The organism is Microvirga zambiensis WSM3693, from assembly GCF_016735695.1.
GTDB classification, from domain to species: Bacteria; Pseudomonadota; Alphaproteobacteria; order Rhizobiales; family Beijerinckiaceae; genus Microvirga; species Microvirga zambiensis.
In genome coordinates, this window is sequence record NZ_JAERQD010000023.1 from 13,417 (window position 1) to 40,286 (window position 26,870).

Here is a 26,870-nt window from a genome sequence, read left to right on the forward strand (position 1 = left end):
AGCGGTACCCTGGTGCCGATCCTGTTCTTAAGCTCCTGCGGATCGAGCCCTTATGGCACAGGCCCGCTGATACACAAATTCGCCTTTCGGAGAACCGGTTCCCAGGGGAGGCGGGCCTTGGCGGCCGGGCTCGATTAGCAAAATCTAATGATCCCGTTCACGATTCGAATTTGAGGTTCCTGGCCTCGGGGTATTTGTCTGAACTCACCGACCGCTACCCCCACCTTCGGGAACATGCGGGATCAGAGCACGTCGAGGCAGTTTGGGATGGCCCGGAACTGCTGTGGTGAGGAGCAGCGCGTGACATTCGTTGATACCCACCGGAATTCCACCTCGGCACATATCGGAGAAGATCATCCATGATCGTCGACTGCCATGGGCATTATACCACCGCACCCAACGGCCTTAAGACCTTCCGCCAGCTTCAGATCGAGGCCTTGGAAGATCCCTCGCGCAATCCCAGCAAACATTCGATCAAGATCAGCGATGACGAGATCCGCGAGAGCCTGGAGGGTGCCCAGCTCAAGCTGCAGCGCGACCGTGGCATCGATGTAACTCTGTTTTCGCCCATCGCCGGCCAAATGGCCCATCACATCGGCAATGCGGTGACCAGCCAGGTATGGTCGGAGGCGTGCAACGACCTGATCTACCGGGTCACCCAGCTCTATCCCGACAATTATATCGGGGTGTGCCAGCTGCCCCAGTCGAGCGGCGTTCCGCCGAAGAGCGTCATTCCCGAGCTCGAGCGCTGCATCAACGAGCTAGGCTTCGTGGGCTGCAACCTCAATCCCGATCCGTCCGGCGGGTATTGGAAGGATCTGCCCTTGAGCGACCGCCAGTGGTACCCGCTCTATGAGAAGATGGTGGAACTCGACGTGCCCGCCATGATCCATGTCAGCGGCACCTGCAATCCGGGTATCCACCACACAGGCGCCCATTACCTGAACGGCGACACCACGGCCTTCATGCAGTTCCTGACCTCGGACGTGTTCAAGGATTTCCCCACTCTCAAATTCGTCATCCCCCATGGCGGCGGTGCGGTTCCTTATCACTGGGGACGCTATCGGGGCCTGGCGCAGGATATGAAGCGGCCACCGCTCCAGGAACATCTGCTCGGCAACATCTTCTTCGATACCTGCGTCTACCACCAGCCCGGCATCGATCTTCTGGCCAAGGTGATTCCCGTCGACAACGTGCTGTTCGCCACCGAGATGGTCGGCGCCGTGCGCGGCATCGACCCGGAAACCGGTTACTACTTCGACGACACCAAGCGCTATATCGACAACGTGAGCTGGCTGACCGACGAGGATCGCTACAAGATCTTCGAAGGCAACGCCCGCAAGGTCTATCCGCGCGTCAATCCAATTCTCGACCGCATCGCAAAGAAGGCTCATGACCATGCCTGATCTACCGCGCCTCAACGGCGTCATTCGCGCCCTCGAAAAGGGCCAGCACGTGGTGATGTCCTTCGCCAAAGCGGATATCGAAGAATCCATCGTTTTCTCGACGTCGAAATATGACGGCATCATCATCGAGAAAGAGCACAATGTCTGGGACGGCAAGGGGCTGCGCGACGCGATGCAGTACTTGCTTAACCGCCGCCAGATCGCCTCGTCCGGAACCATCGCGCCGGCGGTAACGCCGATCGTGCGCATTCCGCCCAACGGCGGCGAGATGAACCAGTGGTTCGCCAAACAGGCGCTGGATCTCGGCGCCTACGGCGTGGTCTGGCCGCATATCAGCACGGTTGAAGAGGCTTACAATGCGGTCTCCGCATGCCGCTATCCTCGGCTGAAGTCGTCGCCGCTCTATGAGCCTGCCGGCTTGCGCGGCGATGGTCCGCATACTGCTTGCCGCTACTGGGGCGTCACCAACCAGGAGTATTACAAGAAAGCCGATGTCTGGCCTCTGGCTTCCGACGGCGAGATCCTCGTCCTGTTGATGATCGAGGACACCAAGGGGATCAGCAACCTTCCCGATATGCTCAAGAACGTGCCGGGCATCGGCGGTGTGCTCATCGGGGAGGGGGATCTTGGCCAGGAGCTGGGCATCCCGCGTCAGTACGAGCATCCCGAACTGCTGGCAGCGATGGCCGAGATCCGCGCCATCTGCAAGCAGCACAACATCCCGGTCGGGCATCCGCATGTCGAGCCGGAGAACATCGAGCGGGTGATCGAGGAAGGCTATCGGATCCTCATCACGCCTCCGCGCCGCAGCTTCGCGTTCATGGAGAAAGCGCTTGACCTCGTCGGGCGCGGTTGAGATCACGGAAGGGAGAGCATCGTCGTGCAAGATCGTGCCAAGACTCGTACCGGAGGCCAGATCCTGGTGGATCAGTTGCGTATCCACGGCGTGGATACGGTCTTTTGCGTGCCGGGCGAGAGCTATTTGGCTGTGCTCGACGCGCTGCACGATGCCTCGACCCTCCGCGTCGTCTCGTGCCGGCATGAAGGCGGCGCGGCCATGATGGCGGACGCCTATGGTAAACTCACCAACAAGCCCGGCATCTGCATGGTGACGCGCGGGCCGGGCGCCACCAATGCCAGCGCAGGCCTTCACGTCGCGATGCAGGATGCAACGCCGATGATCCTTTTCGTCGGACAGGTGGCGCGGGGCCAGATCGAGCGGGAAGCCTTCCAGGAGATCGATTACAGACGCATGCTGGGACAGGTGGCGAAGTGGGTCACCGAGGTCAACGATTCCGCTCGCCTGCCCGAACTCATTGCTCGTGCTTTTGCGGTGGCCACCAGCGGCCGTCCCGGCCCGGTCGTCATCGCCTTGCCTGAAGACATGCTGACTGAGACCGCCGCTGTCGCCGATGCGCTGGCTTATAAGCCGCTCAAGAGCTGGCCGGGCGTCGGTGAGATCCAGGCTCTGCGGAATCTGCTCACCGAGGCAGAGCGGCCCTTCGCCATTCTTGGTGGCTCTCCATGGGATGAAGAGGCAGTTGCCACGTTCGAAGCCTTCGCGGCGGCCAACAGGCTCCCCGTCTGCACCAGTTTCCGGCGTGCGGACCGCTTCGACAACGCCCATGCCTGCTATGCGGGAGACCTCGGCATCGGATCAAACCCCAAGCTGCGCGAGCAACTCCGCCAGGCGGATCTGCTGATCGTGGTCGGGGCTCGTCTCACGGAAATGACGACCGTCGGATATACCCTCTTCGACATTCCGAAGCCGCGCCAGCGGCTGGTTCATGTCCACCCCGATCCCGAGGAGCTTGGAAGGGTCTATCAGCCGACATTGGCGATCAATGCCACGCCTCGGGAATTTGCACGCTCGCTGCGAGACCTGGCGCCGATCGAAGACCCTGTCTGGGCCGAGACCCCGTCGATCGCTCACAGCGAATACCTTTCCTGGCAGAAATGCCCGCCTGCGCCCGGCACGATCCACATGGGCGACATCATGGCATGGCTTGAGGAAAACATGCCGCCGGAAACCATCTATACGAACGGCGCCGGCAACTTTTCCGTCTGGGTTCACCGCTTTCACCAATACCGGCGGCTCGGTACGGAACTCGCCCCCACCAGCGGCTCGATGGGCTACGGCCTGCCCGCAGCCGTGGCAGCCGCGATCACCCGTCCTCAGACGCCTGTGCTCTGCGTCGCCGGCGACGGCGACTTCATGATGACGGGGCAGGAACTCGCGACGGCAATGGCGCAGAAAGCCAAGTTCACCGTCATCATCGTGAATAACGGGATGTACGGCACCATTCGCATGCATCAGGAAAACCACTATCCCGGCCGCGTCATCAGCACCGATCTGGTCAATCCTGACTTTGCCGCTTACGCCCGCTCTTTCGGAGCACACGGGGAAACCGTGGAGAGGACGGCCTACTTCGCCGCTGCCTTCACGCGTGCGCAGCGCTTCAACGGTCCTTCCGTCATCGAGCTGCGCATGGATCCGGAGGTCATTACACCCCAGGCGACTCTCACCGGCCTGCGCGAGGCAGCGCTTGCCAAGAAGTCACACTAGTTTCGATTTTCCTCCGTGGCGACGGGTTGGATCAACCGCGACATTCACTCTGTTCGCCATACACTCGACGCGACTCGTGATACCGGTAGGACGCTACCGCGCAGATGGACCTATGGCGCGGCGTTTTCCGACTCTTTGCGAAGCCTTGCGCCGACGTCGGTTGCAGCCTCGGCGAGGGTTTCGCGTAGGGGGTGGCGTGGACACGATCCGCCAAGGCATCTCGTATTTTTCTTCACATATGTGCTTCTAATTTATGTCCTTCCGTCCGTAACCGGCTCTATTACTATCACTGTTAATGAACCTTGATCGGGGCGCTAGAACCTCGACCCGGTTCAGGGATGACCTGGGCTGTCATGCCCGATTATCCCGACGCAGGGATCTGCAAAAGATTTCGAGAGGTCGCGATGTTGATGACCCAAACGAAGCTTTTGGCTCTGGCCGGCCCTCGCCGCACAGATTGGCATCGCTTGGCCCGAAATCTCAGCACATGAAGCTACCGTCTCACGCGGAGGAAACGCCTATGGACAAAGCAGTAACATGGTATCGGCAGAATAAGGCTCGCATATTCTTCACCCTGGCCGTGCCCCTCGCCCTTTGCAGTGTCCAGAGGGCGCAAGCCCAGGACTTCCCGGCGAAACCCATCACCGTCATCATTCCCTTCGGTCCCGGCGGTCATTCCGACCTGGTCACGAGGCCGCTCTCAGCCGTCGCACAAAAGTATCTCGGGCAGCCACTCGTTGTTGAGATGAAGCCGGGTGGTCAGGGCATCATTGGGACGGAACATGCCGCCAAGAGCGCGCCGGATGGCTACACTCTGCTTGCCACAGGTGTCGGCTGGAATGCCGCGCTGCCCGCAATCGAGGGGCGCTCCTACGGGCCGGACCAGCTGGAGCCCGTTGTCATGCTCAGCGAGGAATCGACGTTTCTGACGGTTCGCGCAGACTCGCCTTACAAGACGCTGAAGGATCTCGTCACTTACGTCAAAGCCAATCCCGGAAAGGTCACCGTCGGTATCGGCGGTCCCTACACGACGAGCGAAACGTTCTGGAGATGGATGACCAAGACGCAGGGAGCCTCGGTTCGACTGGTCAAGTTCGGTGGCGGATCGCAGATGATGCTCGCGGGTCTCGGTGGGCATGTCGACGTGTTTGGCGGATCTCCACTTTCGGTGTCGGAACAGGCCCGCGCGGGGAAGATCAAACCTCTCGTGTATTATGGCGAGAAGCGCCATCCGGAATATCCGGATGTGCCGACTGCGCGGGAAGAGGGTTTCGACATCGCGCTTGAGATCTGGAACGGATACGCAGCACCCAAGGGAACGCCCCGTCCCGTAATCGACAAGCTTGCGGAGGCCATTCGCAAGATGCTCGACGATCCCGCCGTCAAGGAAGCCTACAAGCAGGCGGGCGAGCATGTCACCTTCCTCGGTCCCGACGAGTATCGCAAGGTCTGGCGTGAGACCTATGATTTCTACGCGGACATGAAGGGTGCCTACAGCATCAAGGGCATCGTCGACGAGGCGAAGCCGGCAAATTAGCAGCCTGCAATCGAGGCAGAGGCACTCGTCTCACGCCGGTAAGCCATGGCGGAGGCCCGACAACAGATCCTTCCAGGAAGGCCTCCGTGTCGAGTCTCCGCTCCAAGCAACAACAACATGGGTGAGGACTGCAAGAATGGCCAAATCCTCCGAACTCGTCATGAGCGCCTTCTTCGTACTCTTCGCGTTCGGCTGCATCGCCGCTTCCTTGCAGCTGCCGCTCGGAACGCCGCTGGAGCCTATGCCGGGCTTTATCCCGCTCATCGTGAGCCTTTTCCTCCTGTTCGTTTCACTTGCGCAATTCGCTACGGCATTCCGGACCGCGGGGAATTCCAAGGCGGTGCTTGGGGAGCAATGGAAGCAGCCGGCCAGCATTGTGGTCGGCCTGATCGTGTACAGCATCACTCTCGACTTTCTTGGATACATCATCGCGACAACAGGCTTGTCGCTGCTGATCATCCGCATCTTCGAACCACAGGGGTGGCTCAGGCCACTGGTCATCGCGATCGCGGTTTCGGTTTTCAGCTATGTTCTGTTCGACCGCCTGCTTGAAGTGAATCTTCCTGACGGCCTTTTGCGTGGCCTGCTCTAGTCGCCGGAGTCATCATGGACCTCTTCTCAAATCTCATTGAGGGATTCAGCGTCGCGCTGATACCGACAAATCTACTGCTCGGATTCATCGGGGCGGTTCTCGGCACGGCGGTTGGTGTGTTGCCCGGACTTGGGCCTTCCGCAACCATCGCTTTGCTGCTGCCGCTCACGTACAAGTTGGACCCTGTCGGCGCCATCATCATGCTGGCCGGCATCTACTACGGTGCGATGTTCGGCGGTTCGACCACATCCATTCTTCTCAACATTCCCGGAGAGAACTCGTCGGTCGTCACCTGTATCGACGGCTATCAGATGGCTCGAAAGGGTCGCGCGGGAGCCGCTCTTGGGATGTGCGCCATCGGCTCGTTCATCGGCGGTCTCATCAGTGTCCTGATATTGATCCTGATCGCGCCCGCGCTGTCCGATTTGGCTCTAAGCTTCGGTCCGCCCGAATACACGGCCATGCTTCTGCTCGGTCTCTTCATGGTGGTCTATCTCTCATCGGAATCGGTTCTCAAGGGTCTCATGGCCATGAGCATCGGGTGCCTGCTCGGCATGGTTGGTCGGGATGTCACCTACGGCTTGGATCGTTTCACCTTCGGCAGTGACTATCTCCTGTCGGGCCTCAACTTCGTGCCGGTGGCTATGGGTCTCTATGGCATTTCCGAAGTGATGCTGAACATGGAGAAGCAGGAGACACGTGAGGTTTTCAAGACGGATTTGAAAGGCCTATGGCCTACGCGGGCAGACTGGAAGGCCTCGTGGGCGCCGATTCTCCGTGGTGGCGCGTTGGGCTCGCTGCTCGGGGTTCTTCCAGGCGGTGGAACCGTCATGGCGACCTTCGGGTCCTATACGATTGAGAAGCGCCTTTCGAAGACGCCCGAGCGGTTCGGGAATGGCGCAATCGAAGGTGTTGCTGCCCCGGAGACGGCAAACAATGCATCGGCGACAACTGCCTTCGTCCCGCTGCTGACCCTCGGCATTCCGACCCACACGGCCCATGCCCTGATCTTCATGGCTATGATGATCCATGGCATCCGACCGGGCCCGCTGTTGATGACGGAGCATCCTGAGATGTTCTGGGGTGTGATTGCGTCGATGGTGACAGGAAATCTGATGCTCCTTCTGCTCAACCTGCCGCTTGTCGGCATGTGGGCGAAGATGCTGACCGTCCCGTACAAGTATCTCGTGCTGGTGATCATCACGGTCTGCGTGATGGGAGCCTACAGCGTCAATCTGTCGGCGTATGATATCACGACGATGGCTCTCTTCGGCGTCGTCGGCTACGGGCTCAGAAAATTCGGTTTCCCGATTTCACCAATTGTCCTGTCGATGGTGCTTGTGCCGAACCTCGAGGCCTCCTTCCAGCAGTCGATGGTTCTGGGCATGGGTGATCTGAGAATCTTCTTCTCGCGGCCGATCTCGGGAACCCTCATGGCCCTCATTGTCCTGATCCTGCTGTTCCCGATCGTGAGCTGGCTGTGGAACCGCCGCGGGGATCTAAAAAAGCTGAGGCAGCAGAACAATTCGCCCGCCGTGAAAGCCAATAATCTTTAAGGGGAGAAGCATGAATATCTTCGGTACCACATTCAACTTCGAAGGACGCCTGGCCAAGATCAAGAAGGTCATGGCTGCGAACGATCTGGACTGTCTCATCGTCCACAACTGGACAAATCAATACTACCTGTCCGGACACTACCAGCATTTGCCCTGGTATCCCGTTTCGCACACGCACATCACGGAATCACCGCTGATGATCTTCAAGGATCACGATCCGGTTTTCCTGTGCGCATTTATCACGCTGAACGCCGTTAGAGAGGGCACGTGGATCAAAGACGTTCGGGCCATCGATCAAGGCTTTGCACCGAGCGCCTATGAGGGCATCGCAAAAGTTCTCAAGGAAAGGGGACTGGATGCAGGGAAGATCGGTATCGAAGAGAAATGCTGCACCGCGAGTACCCAATATAATCTGGCAAAGGCGCTTCCCAATGCCGAACTGAAGTTTGCCGGCGATCTCCTGTATAAGGCGCGGGCCGTCAAGGAGCCGGAAGAGATCGAGCTGATCAAGCAGGCCATCGCGATTTCGGAATCTGCAATCCAGGTTGCGAAAGACGTTGCGAAGCCCGGCGTCACCGAGATGGAAGTGCAGCTCGCCATGGAAATCGAGATGAAGCGGCTTGGCGCGTTCCGTGAAGTCGAGACGATGTGCCAGTCGGGGGTGAAAACTGCCAATTACAGAGCTTTTGCCGCAGACTGGAAGAAGATCGAGAAGGACGAGCCGGTCACTATCGATCTGGGCTGCCTCTACAAAGGTTACGGTTGCGACATCGCGCGCACGTGGGTTGTGGGGACACCCAGTGCCGAGCACAAGAAGATCGCCAACGATCTCTACGCCACCTACGAGAAATTCTGCACCTTCACGAAGCCCGGCATGACATTCGCGGAGGTCTTCGACTACATTCGCGGTCAGATGATCGAAATGGGCTATCCTGCCACCAAGACGGCATTCCCGTGTCAGCAGTTTGCGATCCACGGTGTCGGCCTCGGTCCATTCCATGACTTCCCGCACCCGACGCATCGCGAAACGATCTTTGAGCCTGGAATGATTATTTCCTTCCAGCCATCCGTGCGCCAGAAGACGTTCACGATCCGCTTCGAGGATAATCTTCTGATCACGGATCGCGGTGTCGAGCTGCTTAGCAAAACGCCGAGGGAACTCATCTAAATCCCGACAGGGCAATTTCATTAGGCAGAAATGGCGGGGTCGAAACCCCGCCATTTCGCTTGCTCGACCCATGCAAGCGCGCGTCGCTTCGATACCCGGATATGGTCCTGACCAGCCTTAGGAAGGGACTTTATCGGGAGTTGACGGTTCCGACTTCTGATAGTGCCGCTTGGCTGCGGTGATCTCAACGAGATAGTCGAATACGGCCCTCACACGCGCCGGCAGGTGGCGACCGGCAGGATAGATCGCCGAAACCGGAGGGCCGTCAACCTCGTAGCCCTGCAGGATGGGGAGGAGGGTTCCTTGCTCCAAATCGCGGTGCAGAGCCCACCATGACGAATGCACGATGCCAAGCCCCTTTACGGCTGCCTCACGCAGCGCGTCACCGTTGTAGACGGCTAGATTGCCGCTGACGCGGACGCGTTGCCGGCCGCCCTGCGCGGACCGGAAGGTCCAATCGTTCCCGAAGCGGCCATAGATGCAGTTATGGTCGAGGAGATCTTCCGGGGTGTCAGGTGTTCCAGATCGGTCGAGATAGGTGGGGGACGCCGCCGTGATCATCGGACCGCGCGTCAACTGCCTGCGGATGGAGGCGGAATCCGCGAGCTCGCCCGTATGAACGCCCACATCGAAACCGGACTCGATGAGATCGACAGGACGATCGCTGAAGTGAACCTGCAGCTTGACCTGCGGATAGCGCTCGAAAAATTCCGGTAGCGCCGGGACCAGTGTCAGACGCCCGAAGAGATTCGGAACGACAACACGGACGGTACCCTGTGTCGAGCTCGTTGCCTGGCGCAGCAGGCTTTCCGCTTCGCTGAGATCAGACAGAATCCGCTGTGCCCGCTCAAACAACTCCTGCCCCTGATCCGTGAGGACCAGACGCCGCGTTGTGCGATTGAAGAGGCGTGTGCCGAGATCGTCCTCGAGACGACCGATGATCTTCGTAACCGTTGATGCAGACGTGCCGAGCTTCTGAGCAGCGGCAGTGAAGTTACCCTGCTCACACACGGTGACGAAGGTCTGGAAGGCCGCGAATTTGTTCATGGCAAGCGTCCGATCTCAGAACAATTTTCATAGGTACCATTCTAATTACTGCGATTTTTGCGCGCAAGGGGATCGGCTATCGTCATTCAGGAAAATGAGGAGGCGGACCAGTTGTTAGCAGAGGATTTGTTCGTCCAGACAACATATGGGCGTATTCATGCGCTTGCAGCGGGCAGCGGCGAGCCGCTGATCCTGCTGCACAGCAACGGAGGCTCGGCTTACGAATACGAGCACGTCATCGAGGATTTGGCGCGCAGCTTCCGCGTGATCGCTTGGGACATGCCAGGTCAAGGCGATTCCGATCCCTTGGCCCATCATATCGGGGTTCATGATTATGCAGGCGCCGTAATCGAATTCATGGACGCCCTCGGGATTGCCAAGGCCCATGTGCTGGGAGCCTCGATCGGAGGGGCGATCTGCGTGGCGTTAGGCGCCCATCATTCCGCCCGGATCGAGCAGCTGTTCATCGTCGAATGTCCTTATCGGTCGGCGCAGGAATGGCAGAAGAACTGGGCCAATACGGAAGCGAATTACGCGCCGGTGACCCAGTCATTGGAGCGGGTCGCGCCTCGCTTGCGCGCGGTAACGCCGGAACTGCTGACGCGCTGGAATATCGACCGGTCGAAGGCAGGGACGAAGACCTGTCTCAGCGTGATGTGGGCGCTGCGTGAATACGACATCGGGGCGGACCTGGCAAAAATTCCGGCAAATGCGGTTCTGGTCTTTGGCGATAGAAGCCCGACAGTCGGTAAACTCGATCAGTTCAAGGCCGTTCTGAAGGCACCGAGCGTGCACGTCATCGACAATTGCGGTCATTTTCCGATGGTCGACGACCCGGAGCGGTTCGTTGCGATCATCGAGCATGAAGTATCGGCATAAGGATCAGGAGGAAGCGATGAGACTCGGATATTTTGCCATGCCGATGCACCCGATGCACCGGCCCTGGCACGAAACACTGGACGAAGACCGTGAAGCCGTCATCCTGTGTGACAAGCTAGGATTTTACGATGCGTTCATTGGTGAGCATCTGACGGACCGGGTGGAAAATATCACAAACAGCATGCTTTTCCTGGCCACGCTGATCCATGCGACCAAGACGATCAAGCTGGCCACGGGAACGACGAACCTGTCCCAGACGCATCCTACGCTGATCGCATCACATGCGGCGATGTTCGACCAGTTGGCTAAAGGACGCTTCATCTTCGGCATCAGTCCCGGCAACCTGCGTTCGGACGCCGAAGCGCTTGGCCGGCTCGATGAAGACCGAGGCAAGCTTTTCGCGGAGGCGATCGACGTGATCCTGGAAATCTGGAGTCGCGAGGCGCCTTACAGGATCGACCTTCCGGACAACCGTTTCAAGGTAACGACAGAGACGACCGCAGCACTGGAGATCGGGCTGGGTTACCTTGGAAAACCCTATCAGAGCCCGAGGCCCGAGGTCGTGGGCACGGTTGTCGCGCCGTATTCCAAGGGCGTGGTGCTCATGGGCCAGCGCGACTTCCACCCTATCTCCGCAAACTTCCTGCAAGCGAAATGGGCCAGGACACACTGGACCAACTATGCCGAAGGCAAGGCATCGGTCGGGCTGCAGGCGGACCCTGCCGACTGGCGTGTTGCGCGCACCATTTTCGTCGCCGATGACGATGCCACTGCCAAGCGCTACGCTGGTGGTGATCCAGGAAGCCCATATCGGTTCTACTACAATCAGATCATGACGAAGTTCTCGCGCATCGGGCGCTTGGCTGTCTTCAAGGATCGTATCGATCAGCCGGACAGCGAGATCACGCTCGACTATGTGATGAACAGCCTCGTTCTGTCCGGCTCGGTCAATAGCGTGGTTGACCAGATTCTCGCCATGCGCGAGGTCACGGGTGATTGTGGCGAGCTGGTCTATGCCGGCATGGATTGGGTCGATCCCAAGCTCGCGAAGCGGTCAATGGAACTCATGGCAACCGAAGTCATGCCGAGAGTAAACGCCGCCATTGCGCAATCCAACTCAGTTCGGCGGAAGGTTGCTGCGCAAGCCTAATTTCCTGCGGCAGCCCCCAACGAAAGTGTGCTATACCCGAGCGCTGTGGACGGCGATGGCGCATCGCGTCGCCTTCTCACCATGTCGCTTGCGCAATCTTCAGACGGCTTGGAATGACAGGAAAGAACGATGAACGGTGCTGAGAGCCTAGTTCGGACGCTTGTGGCGGCAGGCGTCGATACGTGCTTTGCAAATCCTGGTACGTCGGAGATGCACTTCGTCTCGGCGCTCGACAAGGTCGACGGCATGCGGTCGATCCTCGTTCTCTACGAGGGCGTGGCGACGGGTGCTGCCGACGGTTACTGGCGGATGGCCGACAGGCCGGCTTCGACTCTCCTCCACCTAGGGCCTGGCCTGGCGAACGGGCTGTCTAACATCCACAACGCGCGGAAAGCCGCGTCGGGGATGGTCAATATCATCGGAGAGCATGCCAGCTGGCACCTTGCCTACGATGCGCCTTTGGCTTCCGATATCGAAGGACTGGCGCGGCCCTTATCCGACTGGGTGAAAACCTCGCCGCGTTCGTCGACCATCGGCGCGGATGCGGCGCAGGCGGTCGCGGAGGCACGCCTGTCTCGCATCGCCTCGCTCATCCTGCCCGGCGACACGGCATGGGAGGAGGGAGGTATCATCGCTTCTCCCATCACGCCCTCGGCTCCTCCTGTTGACATCACCGCCGTGGAGGCAGCTGCGCGTGCGTTGATGAATGGCGATCAGGCCATGCTCATCATTGGTGGAAAGGCCACTCGAGGAAAAGCTCTGGAACTCGCCGGCCGCATTTGCGGGAAAACCGGGGCTACGCTCGCGACACAGTTTTTCACCGCGCGGGTTGAGCGTGGTGCCGGCCGCGTTTCGGCGTTTCGAATCCCATACTTTGTCGATCCGGCGCTGGCCGCGCTGAAGGGGTTCAAGCATATCGTAACGGTTGAGACGAGGGAGCCGGTTGCTTTCTTCGCTTATCCCGACAAGCCTAGCCTGCTGAAATCTCCAGACGCTGAAGTCTATCAAGCCTGCGGTCCGCGTTCGGACGGGCTCGCCGTCCTCGAAGCCCTTGCCGAGGCGCTCGGAGCGCGCCCGTCCCATGCACGTTACCAAGAGCGCACTGACACGCCGCTGCCATCCGGGGCTCTGAACCAACAGACAATCGCCCAAATCCTGTCGGCACTGATCCCCGAGAACGCGATCGTGGTCGACGAGTCGGTGACAACCGGACGTGAGTCATTTGCCCTCACCGCCGGGGCCGCACCGCACGACTGGCTTCAGAACATGGGAGGGTCGATCGGCTTCGGCCTACCGGTCGCAACAGGTGCCGCGGTCGCCTGTCCTGACCGGAGGGTCATTTCGCTCTCGGGTGACGGGTGCGCCATGTACACTCTGCAATCCCTTTGGACGCAGGCACGTGAAGGCCTCAACGTCACGACGTTGGTCTTCTCGAACCGCGCTTATCAGATATTGCGCGTGGAATTCGCCGGCGTTGGCGCCGGTGCCCCCGGCAAGAAGGCCGCCGAGATGATGAGCCTCGACAATCCTCCGCTCGATTTCGTGGCCCTTGCCAAAGGCATGGGCGTACCGGCCAGCCGGGTGACGACTTGCGAGGAACTGGTCGCGGCAATGAGGCGGGACCTGCGCGAGCCCGGTCCACGGCTCATCGAAGTCATGCTGTGACGATTATTTCGGCGTTCGGCGCTCTGGCATGCCACGTGCCGGGCCGCCTCGCACCCTGCAATCCAATACACTAAAGCCTTGCGCTGCAGCGATCTCAGCCCTCGCTGCCGCATGTCAGCCGTCTCAGCGAGCCCGCCTGTCCGACATGCGGGCTTGTGTAGCGTTGGATCGATGCTGTGCTCCTGAGCCGGCAGGCCAGCGGGAGCGTTCCTTAGTCCGGAACTGACTATCGGCCGACTCCCATATCGCATTATCGGCGGTGTAGCGATCAAAGCTGCTCCCGAGGCGCCAAATTACCTTCTCTATCTCGGAACAGAATTCACAAATCCATTGCTTATTTCTGCACTTCTAGAGGGCATTGAGTTCCCTTAGATTCCTCCTACGCACAGGAGAGAGCGAATGGCCCAGGTGGAGATCGTATGTGAGCCCCGGTTCATCAACAGTCACTCATTCCGCACGACAATGTCGAAGTTCGCCACTGGCGTGGCGGTGCTGACCAGCCTTCACGAAGGGCAGCGCTTCGGCATGACGATCAATTCTCTGACGTCCGTATCGCTCGATCCTCATCAAATCCTCGTTTGCCTCAACCAGGGCAGTGCGACCGGAAACGCCATCAGGTCGAGTGGCCGCTTTGCCGTGAACCTTCTCGACCGCGATCAACAGGATGTGGCGCGCAGCTTCGTCGGTCGCGATGCAAAGCGCTTCGACTGTACCGCATGCACGACGAGCGTCGCCGGCTTGCCGCTTGTCGAGGGAGCGTTGGCTTACCTTGTCTGCCGCGTCAGCGATATTTTGCCCAGCGGAGACCATGATATCGTGATTGGAGATGTGGTGGAATGCTGGCAGCGAGATGGAGAGCCCCTTGTGTTCTACAGCGGAGCGTATGGTAGCTTCGAGTCGGACGCACTGAGACTTCGTGCGTGTGGAACTTCAGCCTAATGAAGTACAACGGTCGCCGTCGCCATCGGATATCCCGGGAGGATAGATACAAAAGCCCATGAGAAACGAAAGTGCGCAAAATCAGAGCGGTACGGCATTCATCACGGGAGCGGCCTATGGCATCGGTGCGGCCGCAGCGCTTGCCCTGGCTCGCGACGGCTGCGATCTCGTGCTCGCCGATCTATCGGTAGAAATGCTGGCTGAAACGGCCGCGAAGGTTCGCGAACTCGGACGGCGGGCGGTGCCGATCAGGCTCGATCTCCGCAATCAGGACAGCATCGAGTCCGCTGTTGCAACAGCGCTCGGCTCCTTTGAGCGCCTCGATGTGCTTGTGAACAACGCTGGCGTTCCACTTCGCAAAGCCGCGCTCGATGTGACCCGGGCCGATTGGATGCAGGTGATGGACGTCAATCTGGGCGGCAGTTTCTTCATGAGCCAAGCCGTCGGACGCCATTGGATCGAGAACGGGCAGTCTGGCGCTATCGTAAGCGTCGCGTCCACTCATGGCCTTCTCGGCGTTCCAGGAAGCTCTACCTACGGCATTTCAAAGGCGGGCGTCGCCCACATGACGCGAATGCTGGCGATCGAGTGGGCGCCTCACAAGATCCGAGTCAACGCGATTGCGCCAGCGTCCACGGAAACTCCAACGCGCACTGGCCTGTCGGATCCGGCACGCCGCGAAGAGCTGCTGTCGCGATTTCCCCTGCGCCGGTTCGGTAAACCCGAGGATATGGCTGAAGCGATTGCCTATCTGGCCAGCCCGCGTGCGGAATTCATAACCGGCCAAGTTCTCGTTCTTGACGGCGGCCTCACTGTGCAGTGACGATAACGGCGGTAAAGGGAAAATAAAAAGATGAGTCAGTCAGAGTCCAGACCTGCCAGCAAGTATCGCTTCCTCATGATACAGGGCTTTCGCCTCCCCGAGGATTCTCCGTACCTGCATCGCAAGCTGACAGGTCCGAAGGAGCAGACCCTGATGGACTATCAATCGCTTGCGCCTCTGTTGGAGGACATCGACTGGGATCTTCACGCCGGTGCTCCGACGACCTACGGCAACTGGGCTGTCGAAAACCGTCAGGAATTCTCTCATTCCGGCGTGGCCCGCCTTCCGCTCGTGAAGGAGGCCTGCGAGAGCGGGAAATACAATGCCATCGTCCTGTTGGGTGGGGGGGAGCCCGGCTTTCTTGAAGCGCGCGAAATCGGCCGCCGGTACAGGATCCCGGTGACTTCCTGCGCTTTCTCGCAGATGCATGTGGCGACGATGCTGGGCAATAAGTTCAGCATCCTGGACGTGGCCGAGAGTCACAACATGTATTACTACAATCTCGTCGTTCAGCATCGCATGACCGAACGATGCGCTTCCATCCGCATGATCAACTTCCCGCATGAGCGCCCTGGTTGCGAGACCGAGCGACCCTTGCATGTTCAGCGCGACAAGGCACGGCGGGGGGAACGATCCGAGGCCGTGGAAGAGGCGGTCGAGGCGGCCGTGGCGGCAATCGAGGAGGATGGCGCCGAAGTCATCACGATCGGCTGCTCGGGAGCCTTCTGGCTGCAGCCGTTCGTTCAGAGGCGCCTCGACGAGATGGGGTGGGAGGTTCCCGTGCTTCACGGATACAAGACAGCCATCACGCTCGCCAAGATGATGGTCGATCTTGGGGTTGATGCCAGCGGATTGATGTTCCCTTCGGATCGGCCCAAACGCTGGCGAAAGAAGAAGGTCTTCTGACGGGTGCCGACTGAGTATGCCTCAGCGCGAGTTGCGGCTCGGCGGCCGAATTAAAAGCAGGCAACTGCCGCCGGCCTGAAGCCGTGCGGGCTTCAATAAATGGCCGGAACCACATGCTTCGCAGGTAACCCGGCCTCGGCGCCTTTGGGGCGCGGGTCGGCTTTGGGCACCTTCGGCAGATCGACTTTGACCTTTTCGTATGGGATCTGGTCCAGCATATGAGAGATGAGATTGAGCCGTGCCCGGCGCTTGTCGTCTGAAGGCACGATAAACCACGGTGCTTCAGGGATGTCGGTGCCGCGCAGCATGTCCTGATAGGCGAGGGTGTAGTCCCACCAGCGGCGTACCGACTCGGTGTCCATGGGGCTGAGCTTCCAATGCTTGATCGGATTGTCGATCCGGTCGGCGAATCTTTTGCGTTGCTCGTCCTGGCTCACGTCGAGAAAATACTTGAGCAGGATGATGCCGTTCGCCACGATCTCTTTTTCAACCGATGGGACAAGGCGCATGAAGCGCTCATACTCGTCCTCCGTGCAAAACCCCATCACCCGCTCGACCCCGGCCCGGTTGTACCAGGAGCGGTCGAACAAGACGATCTCGCCTGCAGCCGGGAAATGGGCGAGGTAACGCTGGATGTAGAGCTGGCTCTTCTCGCGCTCCGTCGGCGCCGGGAGGGCCACATGCCGAAACACCCTCGGGCTCACACGCTGGGTGATGCGGCTGATCACTCCGCCCTTGCCGGCCGTGTCGCGCCCCTCGAACACCACTACGATCCTTGCGCCTGTGGCCTTCGCCCAGGTTTGAAGGCGCACGAGCTCGACCTGCAGCTTTTCCAGCTTCTTCTCGAACTCCTTTCGCTTCATCGGTGTGTGAGAGTGGTTTGATGCATCGGCTTTGTCTTTTTGTTTCGTCAGCACATCTTGTCGGCTCATCTCACGCTCCCTCACCTTGGCGGATGTCGCAAGCCCGGACGCCCTCCATTTCGTCCGGCAGGGTCGTCCCATTTTCGGCGGCCGTCACGATGCGGATTCGGCCGGCGTCGTCGGATAGACAAGTAGTCGGGACCCGGCTGCTTCGTTTCTGAGAGCTTCATCAAGGACCCGCATCGGGCAATCCGACTGTCAGACAACGATCAATCGTCGCGCGAATTCACCCAAGCCACTTGATCTTTTGGGACAGCCAATTGACCCAATGGGACGGTGAAGCGGGAACATGCCGGCAATTTTCGTCGAATTGCCGCAATTCGGGATAAACCTATGTTAGTTTAGAGCTGGTCTAAAGCCATTGCCGAGAACGGTGCCAAGTGTGCAGTTTCGCGATCGACCTTGAATGCCTGCGAGGCGGCCATGAAAACCAATCATATCGTGGTGCCGCCCTTCGGCGGCAGGCAAGATATCGGGTCCTCAGCTGCGCCGATAGGAATTCCCAAACCTGGACGGACGCTTCCCCCTGGCTATATCCACCTCGGCGTAGCCAAGGAAATCGTGCCAACGTTACGCGATTTCGGCATCGAACCCGATCCGCTCATACGAGAAGCCGGGCTCGATCCGTGCCTCTTCGACGACGGGGCGAATGTGATCCAGCATGCAGCGTTGGGTCGGCTGCTATATCTCTGCGTGTCCCGCACCAAATGCCCCCATTTCGGACTTCTCGTCGGTCAGCGCGCCAGTATCCTCTCGCTTGGAATGGTCGGGCGCCTGATGCTGCATTCCGAGACCGTCGGCGATGCCATTCACGCTCTGGTATCGAACCTGAGCATTCAAAACCGCGGCGCTGTCCCGGCATTTGCAGTCAACGGCGACATCGCCCTGTTCAGCTATGCGGTCTATCAGCCCGAGGTCGAAAGCGCTAACCAGATCTCGGATGGCGCAATGGCGGTCTCGGTCAATTCTTTGCGCACCCTTCTGGGAGGCGGATGGAATCCGCTCGAAATCCTGCTGCCTCGGTCTGCGCCGGCGGATCAAGGACCTTACCGGCAGCATTTCCGGGCACCTATCAGGTTTAACCAGGAAGTCGCAGCGATTGTGCTTTCGGCAGGTGACCTGAATCGACGTATCGTCGGGGCCGATCCCTTGCTGCGAACCATGCTGGAAGAGCAGATCAGGCGGGCGAAGGGCGATCAGCATTCCGAGTTTTCAGACGATATCCGGCGGCTTCTGCGTACACGTTTGACGAACCATCGCTGTTCGGCGGACGAAATCGCCGCCCTGCTGGCGATGCACCGCCGGACCCTCAGCCGGCGTCTGAAAAGTGATGGGATGGGCTATCGATCGATCTCGAACGAGATCCGTTTCGAGATCGCGCGGCAATTGCTCGAAGATACCGAGGTGCCGCTCGGCCAGATCGCGGCGGCGTTGGGCTACTCGGAGGCAAGCGCCTTTACCCGTGCCTTCCGGCGCTGGTCGGGCCAAACCCCGACGGCCTGGCGAACGGAAAGCCATGGGGAGTGATCCTGCCCGGCTCAAACTGTCAAGCAAGTGTCCCCTCCGATCAAGCAGACTGCCAGGGCTGGCCTAGAGTGATCGTCCAGGCGGCGTAACATTTTTGCCGAAAGTCGATCCACCATCTTCTGCTCCTGAAATCAAACCGGGGAGGCTCATGTGATGCATCGAGGGATCTATCCGGATACGGCAACGTCGCTTACGCGCGGATCACTGCGCTTTGCGACGGTCGTCGTCATTGCCTGTCTGAGCGTGACGACGGCTGCGGCGGAGGAGACGTCACCGCAGGCCATCCTGAAAGCAATGGCAGATTATGTGAGCCGGCAGGAGAACCTCTCCCTGAAATACGACGCTGATATCGAGGTTGTGACCCCGGCGGTCGAGAAGATCCAGTTCAGCGCGTCAGGCGACATCATCGTAAGTCGTCCGAATAAATTCCGGGTCAGCCGTACTGGCGGCTACGCAGATGTCGAGCTCATTTCCGATGGTGCGACCGTGACCATATTCGATCGCGGCGGCAACCGGTTCGCTCAGGTCACGAGTACAGAGACTTTGGATCAGGTCGTCGACAGGCTTCGCACCGATGCTTCACTCGAGTTGCCCGGTGCCGACCTACTTTTGTCGAAACCCTACGATGAACTGATAGCCGGCGTCCTGGAGGCCAAGCATATCGGCCGCGGTGTCGTGGAAGGCGTGGAATGCGAGCACCTTGCCTTCCGCAACCTCGATACGGATTGGCAGATATGGGTCGAAGTCGGGGATCGTCCGGTTCCACGGAAATACGTCATCACGAGCAAGGCGGTGGGTGGCGCTCCGCAATATTCGTTGCGGCTCAGGGACTGGAAGACCGGAGTTAGCCCTGCATCGGATGCATTTGCATTCAAGCCGCCGGATGGGAGTAGCGGCGTTTCGATTTCGCTCCTTAAGGATATTGACGAGATCCCTGATGGCGTCGTTCCCGGAGGTACAAAATGATGACTCTTAAACAAGTGCGTCGCACCCTTCTGGCTTTGATAATCGGCAGCACGGCCCTGGCCCTGAACGACGCCGGGCCGATGCGGTTCGGATCTATCGTCGGGAAGGCGGAGGCCAGGATCGGGCGTCCCGCAACACCGCTCAGCTATGCGGGCGTCGCTCGCCGGACGACCCGGCGTGCCGTGGCTTACGGCGCAACCGCGGGAGCGGTCGCGGCGGGAACGTATTACTATGCCGCTCCGGGCTGCCGACAGGTCGTAAATTCTTATGGGCAGATCGTGTACCGCTGCCCGTAACGCTGCCTTGTACGCGAACGAAGCATGACTTCCATGTAAGGCGGAGGTTGATGCCGTCTTCGGCGATCAACTGTTAAGAGGAAGTCCCAACCGGTCAAGCAAGCACTTTGGCGATGGTTATGGTGAGTTGATTCCGCCGCGGCAGGCTTGCCGAGATGGAGAGAGGAGCGATGGAAATGCCATCAATCCACAGGGGAGACGAAGCTCGCTCACAGGGCGGATCGGATCCGCTCACTGAGACTCTCCGTCGGGTTCTTCGAACCGAACTGCTTAGGGAGGCATGCTCCGCAGCCAGCATCGCGCGCCTCTTCTCCATGCATCGACGCACATTGCACCGGCACCTGCATATGGAAGGTCAGGCGTTCCGGCGAATTGCCGATGAGGTTCGCTTCGAGATCGCCTGCGAGATGCTGGCCAACACGGATATGGCTCTCAACCAAGTCGCGGCGGCATTGAAGTATTCGGAGCTGAGCGCCTTCACCCGCGCTTTCCGGCGTTGGTCCGGTCACACGCCTTCAGAATGGCGCATTCGGCATTCCCACGTTCGTAAATCGCCATGGTCTCCGACATCACGCCATCCACCGCAAACCCTCTCCGGCGGCAGGCCCGATGGCACATGAGCGGGAGGCTTGGGAGAGAACGCCGGCAAAAGATTGGGATACGTGTCGGAGCATCGCCTTGACATCCTTCAGCCTGTTGGCCGACCGTGCGACTGCCTGGCAGCTGATGCAATCGTTTCCCTCTTGCCAGTCCTAAAATGTCAAATCCTTGACCCAATAGGTCAAGCACCGGAGCGTGAACGGACCATACTTTCTCTGGCATACAAGCCGGACGATCGCGGACTTGAGCCCTGGCCTCTCCGGCAGTCTATCGACACGATGACCGAGATTCTGGCGGCGGTCGCAGCGGTTAAGGCGACGGTCGCTTTCGGACAACCGCATGGAGACCGATCATGACGGCAGCGATGACGGTTCAGGGCTCGACTCAGCACGGTCTGAGAACCCATGAAAAATATGACCGGCTCGTCGCGGCTGCCCAAGCGGCCCCGAGGCTGAAGGTTGCCGTCGCACACCCATGCGATCAGGCATCTCTCGGCGCAGTGTTCGAGGCTGTCGAACTTGGGCTGATCGATCCCATCCTTGTCGGGCCGAAAGCCAAGATCGCGGCTGCCGCGGAGGTTTTAGGCAAAGGCCTGGACGACTTTCAGATCGTCGAAGCGGCGCATAGTCATGCCGCGGCAGAGGCTGCCGTCGACCAGGTGCGAAACGGGCAAGCCGAAGCGCTGATGAAAGGAAGTCTGCACACGGACGAGCTGATGGCGGCCGTCGTCCGACGCGAAGGGGGGCTGCGCACTGCCCGCCGGATCAGCCATTGCTTCGTGATGGACGTTCCCGGTCACGAGACGGCGCTCATCATCACCGATGCGGCAGTCAATATCGCTCCGACATTGGAAGATAAGGTCCATATCGTTCAGAACGCGATCGATCTCGCTCTTGCGCTGAAGGTGGATCCGGTAAAGGTCGCGATCCTTTCCGCGATGGAAACGGTCAATCCGAAAGTGCCTTCGACCATAGAAGCCGCGGCCTTGTGCAAGATGGCCGATCGCGGCCAGATCACAGGCGGAATTCTTGACGGTCCTCTCGCTCTCGACAATGCGATCGATCTGGGCGCGGCGAAAATCAAGAAGATTGCGTCCCCTGTCGCGGGCCAAGCCAACGTGCTCGTGGTGCCCGATCTCGAAGCCGGTAATATGCTTGCGAAGAGCCTGACTTTCCTTGCCGACGCCGACGCTGCAGGCATCGTTCTCGGTGCGCGGGTTCCCATCATCCTCACGAGCCGGGCCGACTCGACGATCACCCGACTGGCGTCCTGCGCCGTCGCCTCGCTCGTTGCCGATGCTCAGCGCCAGCGGCTCGGCCTCCCGGAGGTCTGACCCATGACTCCTGTTTTCGTGGTGCTCAATGCCGGATCATCGAGCCTCAAGTTCCAGGTTTTCGAAGCCCGTGATGAAGGGCAGCCGTGCATGGTCTTCAAGGGATTGTTCGAGGGACTTGGGGGACCGGCACATTTCGTCGTTAAGGGCACCGATGGCGCAATTCTCGACGAAATGACCTGGAGCGCTGGCGATAAGCTTGGGCATGAAGAAGCCCTGATGCACCTCGTTACATGGCTGCGCCAGCATCAGGAAGACCGCAAGCTGGTGGCGATCGGCCACCGCGTTGTTCATGGCGGGGAGGCCTTCTCCCGCCCGGTTCTGGTGGACGAGGCAGTTCTTCAGTCGCTCGAGACGCTGGTACCGCTCGCCCCTCTGCATCAGCCTCACAATCTGGAGCCGATCCGAATCGTCCGCCGGCGGATTCCTGGCATGCCGCAAGTCGCCTGCTTCGACACAGCCTTCCACCAGGGCCAGTCGGACATCGCGACAATGTTCGCCCTGCCGCGCGAGATGCGCGAGCGTGGCGTCCGTCGTTATGGCTTCCACGGCCTGTCCTATGACTACATCGCATCCGTCCTGAAAGATTACGATCCTAAACTGGCCAAGGGGCGGGTGGTCGTCGCGCATCTCGGGAACGGCGCGAGCCTGTGTGCTCTCAAAGATGGCGCCAGCGTTGCGACGACCATGGGGTTTTCCGCCCTCGACGGCCTTCCGATGGGCACGCGCTGCGGCGCGCTCGATGCCGCCGTGGTCTTCTACATGCTGCGGGAGATGAAGCTCAGTCCGGAACAGGCTGAGCGTATGCTTTACACCAAGTCCGGCCTTCTCGGCGTTTCCGGCCTTTCGAACGATATGCGAACCCTGAGATCGAAGGCGGCAACGGATTCCGACGCCAAGAGCGCCATTGATCTCTTCGTCTATCGAATCGTTCGCGAAATCGGCTCGCTCATGGCGGCGCTCGGAGGAATCGATGGACTCGTCTTCACCGCAGGGATTGGCGAGAACGACGTGGCGACGCGCGCAGAGGTGATCGCCGGCCTAAACTGGGCGGGATTTGCCCTCGATGAAGCGGCCAACCAAGCGGGCGGACGGCAGATCTCGTCGGGCGCCGGACCGACCGCGTGGATCATCCCCACCAATGAGGAACTGGTGATCGCGCGACAGACGCAGGGCGTACTTGGCGCGGCCTCCGCTCGGATAGCATCCTGAAAGGGAGATTGATGGCATGACAACGTCGCAAACCAAGACGGACGAGAAGACGCAGAATGAGCTCGGGGACGAGACGTTCATGTCGGCCGCCGACCTGCGGAACTACATGACCGAGATGCAGATGGCGAAGGCCGTGAAGTCGGTCGATGGCATGGACCGTGCCGAGAAGGCGCGCCAGGAAATGATCAAGCGCATGGCCGAGCCGCTTGAGCTTACGCCCGAAGTCCACGCGGAAATTGTGCAGAACCTGCAAATGAAGCTTCGTACCGCGGCGCAACGCGGCGCGACCGAGCTGATGGTCATGCGCTTTCCCAACGCCATTTGCACGGACCATGGCCGCGCGATCAACAACGCGGATCCTGCTTGGCCTGATACTCTGACAGGGCGTCCACGGCAGGCCTATGAGCTCTGGCGTGACCAGCTTCGGGATGCAGGATTCAGACTCAATGCGATGATCATCGAATGGCCGGGCGGGCTGCCAGGTGATGTCGGTTTCTTCCTTAAATGGGGCGACACCAAGCGATAGCTGAAGATGGGGCAAGGCGTATGACAGGAACGCGACGGACTGATCGACTGGGCGAGAGCGGACAGGCGGAGCAAGGGCTTCATCTGTCCGAGTTCGCCACCATGCAGATGAAGATTGCCCAGGTCTACCAGGAGCGGTGCTCGAACGCCTTCCAGAGTTACGCGAAAGCTGTCAAGGCGGCGAGCGAGCCCTGGCTTGGCGGCTCATCCCGCGCGGCAACTCCGCTCGATTTCTGGCGCGATGCCGGCACCTATTGGGTCGACTTCGCACAGCGGTCCACACTGTTCTGGGACACGTTGCGCCAGCGCGGCAACAACTGGATCGAACACGAGAAGGCAGGCAAGCCGCCGCTCCTCGATTTCAAATGGGAAATCGTCGCGGATGCCCGCACCTTTGAGCGCCCCGCGAATTATGCTCTCGTGCGCATCATTCCGCCGGCGGGTGTCGTAACAGATCCGGATAGCCGGCCCTTCGTGATCATCGATCCGCGAGCGGGCCATGGGCCGGGCATCGGCGGCTTCAAGCAGGATTCGCAGGTCGGAGTGGCGCTCAAGGCGGGCCATCCCGTCTATTTTGTGATCTTCTTTCCGGAGCCGGTGCAGGGACAAACCCTTGCGGATGTTTCGCGGGCGGAGGCCGAGTTTCTCCGCATCGTCGGCGAGCGTCATCCAAACACGCGCAAGCCGGTTGTGGTCGGCAATTGCCAGGGCGGGTGGGCCGCGATGCTGCTGGGCGCCTTCGATCCCGAACTTCCCGGGCCGATCGTGATCAATGGCGCGCCGATGTCCTATTGGGCCGGCAATGACGGCGAGAATCCGATGCGCTATGCGGGCGGCATGCTCGGGGGGGTATGGCCGGCCCTTTTTGCCGCCGATCTCGGTGGCGGACAGTTCGACGGAGCCTATCTTGTCGAGAATTTCGAGTATCTCAATCCGGCCAACACCTATTTCGACAAGTACTACAACCTCTTCGCAAAGATCGATACCGAGCCCGAGCGCTTTCTCGAATTCGAACGCTGGTGGGGCGGCTTCTTCCGGATGGATCGACAGGAGATCAAGTGGATCGTCGAGAACCTGTTCGTCGGCAATAACCTTGCCGCCGGGGATGCGGAATGGTCGGAGGGACGTGCCTTCGATCTCCGGGCGATCAAGTCTCCGATCATCGTGTTCGCGTCTCTCGGCGACAACATCACACCGCCGCAGCAGGCCTTCAATTGGGTGGCCGATCTCTATCCGACCACGGAAGCGCTCAAGGCGAATGGCCAGGTAATCATCGGCCTGATGCACCAAAGCGTCGGCCATCTCGGAATCTTCGTCTCCGGTGCGGTCGCCAAGCGCGAGCACACGCAGATCGTCGACCTGATCGAGTATATCGAGCATCTTCCGCCCGGTCTCTATGGCATGCAGGTCGAAGAGAAAAAGATCGACGGGAGCGTGCAATACGACGTGCTGCTGACAGAACGGCGGGTCGAGGAACTGCAGATCCTGCAGAAATACAGCCGCAAGGACGAGGTGCCGTTCAAGGCGGTTGAGACGACGTCGGAGATGCTGGCCTCCGCCTACGAGACGTTCGCCCGCCCGGTCATTGCGACGATGGTCAATCCGGTTGTCGCAAAGGCCGCCATGGCGCTCAACCCGCAGCGGTCGCAGCGCTGGGCAATGTCGGATAGCAATCCTCTCATGTGGCCGCTGAAAGGAATGGCCGATATGGCAAGGGCAAACCGGTCGCCACGCGATCGGGATGGCCCCATGGCCCGCATGGAGGCATCGATGGCTGCCATCACCTCCGCCTCGTTAGATCTCTATCGCGATCTGCGCGATGCGGCCGTGGAGAATACGTTCTTCCGTACCTATGGCCCCGCCGGATTCGGCATGGCTAGCGACGAGGAGGTTAAGGCCGATCAACCTATCGATGCGCGAGACCTGCCTGTTGTCAGCGCGGCGCTGTCGCATATCGAAGAGGGAGATCGGACGAAAGCCATCGTTCGTGCCGCGCTCCTGCTGATGAAGGCGGGCACCGGTCGGCGTCGTCTCTCCGCCATGAAACGGGCGCGCGATCTCGTCGGCAGGGATATCGGCCTCGTCGATATGTCGGCCGAGGCGGCCCGCCAGATCATCCGCGAGCAGTCCTACATCGTCGACTTCGAGCCGGTGAAGGCGCTGAAAGCACTTCCGAAGCTTCTGCGGACGTCGCACGACCGGCATACGGTGCTTGCCCTGCTCGACCGACTCGAGGGCCGGATCGAGGCCAATGCCAAGCAGCTCTCCGTGCTCGGCGAAATCCGGCAGCTGCTCGCCGATGAGAAGGGGGAGGCTGCAAAAGCGGAGCCGATCACGGTGACGCTGGTGGAGAAGTCATCCGAGGCTGACACGAAACGGCGATCTGCTCCGCGGACACGCGTCATCAGAGGTATGGGGCCAAGCTCATGAGTGACCATTCCACGGATCTGCGCAACGCCGCCCTGCAGTCCAAGATCCTGCAGGGCAAGCGCGCACTTATCATTGGCATCGCCAACGAGCATTCGATTGCCTATGGCTGCGCGCGGGTGTTCCGTCAGCTCGGGGCGGAGCTGGCGGTTACCTATCTCAACGAGAAATCCCGGGCCTATGTCGAACCCCTCGCGCAGGAACTTGAGGCGTCGATCCTCGCCCCCTGCGACGTGGCGCGGGAGGGCGAACTGGAAGCCGTGTTCCAGCAGATCCGTGACACCTGGGGCGGGCTCGATGTCGCGCTGCATTCCATCGCATTCGCTCCGAAGGACGACCTGCATGGGCGGGTCGTCGACTCGTCCGCAGACGGGTTCAAGGTCGCGATGGACATTTCCTGCCACTCGTTCATCCGTATGGCACGCCTCGCCGAGCCGCTGATGACCGATGGCGGCACTCTCCTCGCCATGAGCTACCACGGCGCAAACAAGGTCGTGCCGAACTACAATCTCATGGGCCCCGTGAAGGCGGCACTGGAGAGCGCGGTCCGTTATCTCGCTTATGAGCTGGGCGACAAGCACATCAGGGTGCATGCCATTTCTCCGGGGCCGCTCAAAACCCGGGCAGCCTCGGGCCTGAAGGATTTCGACGTCCTTCTCTCCGAAGCCATCGAGCGCGCTCCCATCGGCGAGTTGGTCGATATCGACGATGTGGGCCTTACGACAGCTTATCTGACAACGCCCTTCGCGCGGCGTCTGACCGGCACAACGACCTATGTCGATGGCGGACTGAGCATTATGGCCTGATGAAGGATGGGAGATTTCCAT

24 protein-coding genes are annotated in these 26,870 nt (G+C 60.0%); 22 read left to right on the forward strand and 2 right to left on the reverse strand.

What is annotated here, in order from left to right; translation table 11 throughout:
• Nucleotides 1–359 precede the first annotated feature (359 nt).
• The 7 genes from JKL46_RS17985 (at nucleotide 360) to JKL46_RS18015 (ending at nucleotide 8,825) form a co-directional block, all read left to right on the forward strand.
• Nucleotides 360–1,406, forward strand: coding sequence for an amidohydrolase family protein (locus JKL46_RS17985; protein WP_201835436.1), 1,047 nt, complete (start codon nucleotides 360–362; stop codon nucleotides 1,404–1,406).
• Nucleotides 1,399–2,262 carry an HpcH/HpaI aldolase family protein gene (locus JKL46_RS17990; protein ID WP_201835437.1) on the forward strand — a complete coding sequence of 288 codons (864 nt, stop codon included), beginning with the start codon at nucleotides 1,399–1,401 and terminating at the stop codon, nucleotides 2,260–2,262. Before JKL46_RS17985 ends, JKL46_RS17990 begins: the two co-directional genes overlap by 8 nt.
• 24 nt (nucleotides 2,263–2,286) lie before the next feature.
• The gene (locus JKL46_RS17995; protein WP_201835440.1) at nucleotides 2,287–3,972 is read left to right on the forward strand and encodes a thiamine pyrophosphate-dependent enzyme; all 1,686 of its coding nucleotides are present in this window, start codon (nucleotides 2,287–2,289) and stop codon (nucleotides 3,970–3,972) included.
• Between the two features lie 520 nt (nucleotides 3,973–4,492).
• The gene (locus JKL46_RS18000) at nucleotides 4,493–5,509 is read left to right on the forward strand and encodes a Bug family tripartite tricarboxylate transporter substrate binding protein (RefSeq protein WP_201835442.1); all 1,017 of its coding nucleotides are present in this window, start codon (nucleotides 4,493–4,495) and stop codon (nucleotides 5,507–5,509) included.
• Between the two features lie 136 nt (nucleotides 5,510–5,645).
• Nucleotides 5,646–6,101, forward strand: a complete 456-nt coding sequence (locus tag JKL46_RS18005) for a tripartite tricarboxylate transporter TctB family protein (protein ID WP_201835444.1) — start codon at nucleotides 5,646–5,648, stop codon at nucleotides 6,099–6,101.
• 14 nt (nucleotides 6,102–6,115) lie between these two features.
• Nucleotides 6,116–7,657: a tripartite tricarboxylate transporter permease gene (locus JKL46_RS18010; RefSeq protein ID WP_201835454.1), complete on the forward strand. Its 1,542-nt coding sequence runs from the start codon at nucleotides 6,116–6,118 to the stop codon at nucleotides 7,655–7,657.
• Between the two features lie 10 nt (nucleotides 7,658–7,667).
• Nucleotides 7,668–8,825, forward strand: a complete 1,158-nt coding sequence (locus JKL46_RS18015; protein ID WP_201835456.1) for a M24 family metallopeptidase — start codon at nucleotides 7,668–7,670, stop codon at nucleotides 8,823–8,825.
• A 117-nt stretch (nucleotides 8,826–8,942) separates the two neighbouring features.
• Here the strand turns inward: JKL46_RS18015 and JKL46_RS18020 are convergent, their stop codons facing one another.
• Nucleotides 8,943–9,872 (reverse strand): LysR family transcriptional regulator, encoded by a 930-nt coding sequence (locus JKL46_RS18020; protein WP_201835458.1) that lies wholly within the window; start codon nucleotides 9,870–9,872, stop codon nucleotides 8,943–8,945.
• A gap of 111 nt (nucleotides 9,873–9,983) precedes the next feature.
• Here JKL46_RS18020 and JKL46_RS18025 point away from each other — a divergent pair, with 111 nt between their 5' ends.
• From JKL46_RS18025 to JKL46_RS18050, 6 genes are all read left to right on the forward strand, one after another.
• Nucleotides 9,984–10,751, forward strand: a complete 768-nt coding sequence (locus JKL46_RS18025; RefSeq protein ID WP_201835460.1) for an alpha/beta fold hydrolase — start codon at nucleotides 9,984–9,986, stop codon at nucleotides 10,749–10,751.
• 16 nt (nucleotides 10,752–10,767) lie between these two features.
• Nucleotides 10,768–11,901 carry an LLM class flavin-dependent oxidoreductase gene (locus JKL46_RS18030; RefSeq protein WP_201835462.1) on the forward strand — a complete coding sequence of 378 codons (1,134 nt, stop codon included), beginning with the start codon at nucleotides 10,768–10,770 and terminating at the stop codon, nucleotides 11,899–11,901.
• Nucleotides 11,902–12,030: 129 nt separating this feature from the next.
• Nucleotides 12,031–13,566: an acetolactate synthase large subunit gene (locus tag JKL46_RS18035; protein WP_201835464.1), complete on the forward strand. Its 1,536-nt coding sequence runs from the start codon at nucleotides 12,031–12,033 to the stop codon at nucleotides 13,564–13,566.
• Nucleotides 13,567–13,965: 399 nt separating this feature from the next.
• A complete protein-coding gene (locus JKL46_RS18040) occupies nucleotides 13,966–14,505 on the forward strand; it encodes a flavin reductase family protein (RefSeq protein ID WP_201835466.1) in 540 nt (179 codons plus the stop codon).
• Nucleotides 14,506–14,563: 58 nt separating this feature from the next.
• On the forward strand, nucleotides 14,564–15,328 hold the full coding sequence (locus JKL46_RS18045; protein WP_201835468.1) for an SDR family NAD(P)-dependent oxidoreductase: 765 nt from the start codon (nucleotides 14,564–14,566) through the stop codon (nucleotides 15,326–15,328).
• A gap of 30 nt (nucleotides 15,329–15,358) precedes the next feature.
• Nucleotides 15,359–16,234: an aspartate/glutamate racemase family protein gene (locus tag JKL46_RS18050; protein ID WP_201835470.1), complete on the forward strand. Its 876-nt coding sequence runs from the start codon at nucleotides 15,359–15,361 to the stop codon at nucleotides 16,232–16,234.
• 92 nt (nucleotides 16,235–16,326) lie between these two features.
• Here JKL46_RS18050 and ppk2 read toward each other — a convergent pair whose 3' ends face one another.
• Nucleotides 16,327–17,166 carry a polyphosphate kinase 2 gene (gene ppk2, locus JKL46_RS18055; RefSeq protein WP_201835472.1) on the reverse strand — a complete coding sequence of 280 codons (840 nt, stop codon included), beginning with the start codon at nucleotides 17,164–17,166 and terminating at the stop codon, nucleotides 16,327–16,329.
• Between the two features lie 414 nt (nucleotides 17,167–17,580).
• Here ppk2 and JKL46_RS18060 point away from each other — a divergent pair, with 414 nt between their 5' ends.
• The 9 genes from JKL46_RS18060 to fabI all read left to right on the forward strand — a co-directional run bounded on the left by JKL46_RS18060 (nucleotide 17,581) and on the right by fabI (nucleotide 26,849).
• A complete protein-coding gene (locus tag JKL46_RS18060) occupies nucleotides 17,581–18,684 on the forward strand; it encodes an AraC family transcriptional regulator (protein WP_201835474.1) in 1,104 nt (367 codons plus the stop codon).
• A 153-nt stretch (nucleotides 18,685–18,837) separates the two neighbouring features.
• Nucleotides 18,838–19,650, forward strand: a complete 813-nt coding sequence (locus tag JKL46_RS18065; RefSeq protein WP_201835476.1) for a DUF2092 domain-containing protein — start codon at nucleotides 18,838–18,840, stop codon at nucleotides 19,648–19,650.
• Nucleotides 19,650–19,946 carry a hypothetical protein gene (locus JKL46_RS18070; protein ID WP_201835660.1) on the forward strand — a complete coding sequence of 99 codons (297 nt, stop codon included), beginning with the start codon at nucleotides 19,650–19,652 and terminating at the stop codon, nucleotides 19,944–19,946. Before JKL46_RS18065 ends, JKL46_RS18070 begins: the two co-directional genes overlap by 1 nt.
• Nucleotides 19,947–20,122: 176 nt before the next feature.
• Nucleotides 20,123–20,566, forward strand: coding sequence for a helix-turn-helix transcriptional regulator (locus JKL46_RS36340; protein WP_201835662.1), 444 nt, complete (start codon nucleotides 20,123–20,125; stop codon nucleotides 20,564–20,566).
• 332 nt (nucleotides 20,567–20,898) lie between these two features.
• Nucleotides 20,899–21,879, forward strand: a complete 981-nt coding sequence (locus JKL46_RS18080; RefSeq protein WP_201835478.1) for a phosphate acetyltransferase — start codon at nucleotides 20,899–20,901, stop codon at nucleotides 21,877–21,879.
• Nucleotides 21,880–21,882: 3 nt separating this feature from the next.
• Entirely contained in the window at nucleotides 21,883–23,091 is a 1,209-nt protein-coding gene (locus JKL46_RS18085; protein ID WP_201835480.1) for an acetate/propionate family kinase, read from the forward strand.
• Nucleotides 23,092–23,107: 16 nt separating this feature from the next.
• Nucleotides 23,108–23,617 (forward strand): hypothetical protein, encoded by a 510-nt coding sequence (locus JKL46_RS18090; protein ID WP_201835482.1) that lies wholly within the window; start codon nucleotides 23,108–23,110, stop codon nucleotides 23,615–23,617.
• A 101-nt stretch (nucleotides 23,618–23,718) separates the two neighbouring features.
• A complete protein-coding gene (locus tag JKL46_RS18095; RefSeq protein WP_246529382.1) occupies nucleotides 23,719–26,046 on the forward strand; it encodes a DUF3141 domain-containing protein in 2,328 nt (775 codons plus the stop codon).
• The gene (gene fabI / locus JKL46_RS18100; RefSeq protein WP_201835492.1) at nucleotides 26,043–26,849 is read left to right on the forward strand and encodes an enoyl-ACP reductase FabI; all 807 of its coding nucleotides are present in this window, start codon (nucleotides 26,043–26,045) and stop codon (nucleotides 26,847–26,849) included. The genes JKL46_RS18095 and fabI overlap by 4 nt, the downstream gene beginning before the upstream one ends.
• Nucleotides 26,850–26,870: the final 21 nt, after the last annotated feature.

Excerpts from the sequence above, each read along its gene's own strand:
- JKL46_RS18000 (WP_201835442.1), top strand. The coding sequence starts at position 4,493 with ATGGACAAAGCAGTAACATGGTATCGGCAGAATAAGGCTCGCATATTC.
- JKL46_RS18085 (WP_201835480.1), top strand. The coding sequence starts at position 21,883 with ATGACTCCTGTTTTCGTGGTGCTCAATGCCGGATCATCGAGCCTCAAG.
- JKL46_RS18045 (WP_201835468.1), top strand. The coding sequence starts at position 14,564 with ATGAGAAACGAAAGTGCGCAAAATCAGAGCGGTACGGCATTCATCACG.
- JKL46_RS18005 (WP_201835444.1), top strand. The coding sequence starts at position 5,646 with ATGGCCAAATCCTCCGAACTCGTCATGAGCGCCTTCTTCGTACTCTTC.
- JKL46_RS18065 (WP_201835476.1), top strand. The coding sequence starts at position 18,838 with ATGCATCGAGGGATCTATCCGGATACGGCAACGTCGCTTACGCGCGGA.
- JKL46_RS17990 (WP_201835437.1), top strand. The coding sequence starts at position 1,399 with ATGCCTGATCTACCGCGCCTCAACGGCGTCATTCGCGCCCTCGAAAAG.
- JKL46_RS18030 (WP_201835462.1), top strand. The coding sequence starts at position 10,768 with ATGAGACTCGGATATTTTGCCATGCCGATGCACCCGATGCACCGGCCC.
- JKL46_RS18070 (WP_201835660.1), top strand. The coding sequence starts at position 19,650 with ATGACTCTTAAACAAGTGCGTCGCACCCTTCTGGCTTTGATAATCGGC.
- ppk2 (WP_201835472.1), bottom strand. The coding sequence starts at position 17,166 with ATGAGCCGACAAGATGTGCTGACGAAACAAAAAGACAAAGCCGATGCA.
- JKL46_RS18015 (WP_201835456.1), top strand. The coding sequence starts at position 7,668 with ATGAATATCTTCGGTACCACATTCAACTTCGAAGGACGCCTGGCCAAG.
- JKL46_RS18090 (WP_201835482.1), top strand. The coding sequence starts at position 23,108 with ATGACAACGTCGCAAACCAAGACGGACGAGAAGACGCAGAATGAGCTC.
- JKL46_RS18095 (WP_246529382.1), top strand. The coding sequence starts at position 23,719 with ATGCAGATGAAGATTGCCCAGGTCTACCAGGAGCGGTGCTCGAACGCC.
- JKL46_RS18050 (WP_201835470.1), top strand. The coding sequence starts at position 15,359 with ATGAGTCAGTCAGAGTCCAGACCTGCCAGCAAGTATCGCTTCCTCATG.
- JKL46_RS18060 (WP_201835474.1), top strand. The coding sequence starts at position 17,581 with ATGAAAACCAATCATATCGTGGTGCCGCCCTTCGGCGGCAGGCAAGAT.
- JKL46_RS36340 (WP_201835662.1), top strand. The coding sequence starts at position 20,123 with ATGCCATCAATCCACAGGGGAGACGAAGCTCGCTCACAGGGCGGATCG.
- JKL46_RS18010 (WP_201835454.1), top strand. The coding sequence starts at position 6,116 with ATGGACCTCTTCTCAAATCTCATTGAGGGATTCAGCGTCGCGCTGATA.
- JKL46_RS17985 (WP_201835436.1), top strand. The coding sequence starts at position 360 with ATGATCGTCGACTGCCATGGGCATTATACCACCGCACCCAACGGCCTT.
- fabI (WP_201835492.1), top strand. The coding sequence starts at position 26,043 with ATGAGTGACCATTCCACGGATCTGCGCAACGCCGCCCTGCAGTCCAAG.
- JKL46_RS18040 (WP_201835466.1), top strand. The coding sequence starts at position 13,966 with ATGGCCCAGGTGGAGATCGTATGTGAGCCCCGGTTCATCAACAGTCAC.
- JKL46_RS18080 (WP_201835478.1), top strand. The coding sequence starts at position 20,899 with ATGACGGCAGCGATGACGGTTCAGGGCTCGACTCAGCACGGTCTGAGA.
- JKL46_RS18020 (WP_201835458.1), bottom strand. The coding sequence starts at position 9,872 with ATGAACAAATTCGCGGCCTTCCAGACCTTCGTCACCGTGTGTGAGCAG.
- JKL46_RS18035 (WP_201835464.1), top strand. The coding sequence starts at position 12,031 with ATGAACGGTGCTGAGAGCCTAGTTCGGACGCTTGTGGCGGCAGGCGTC.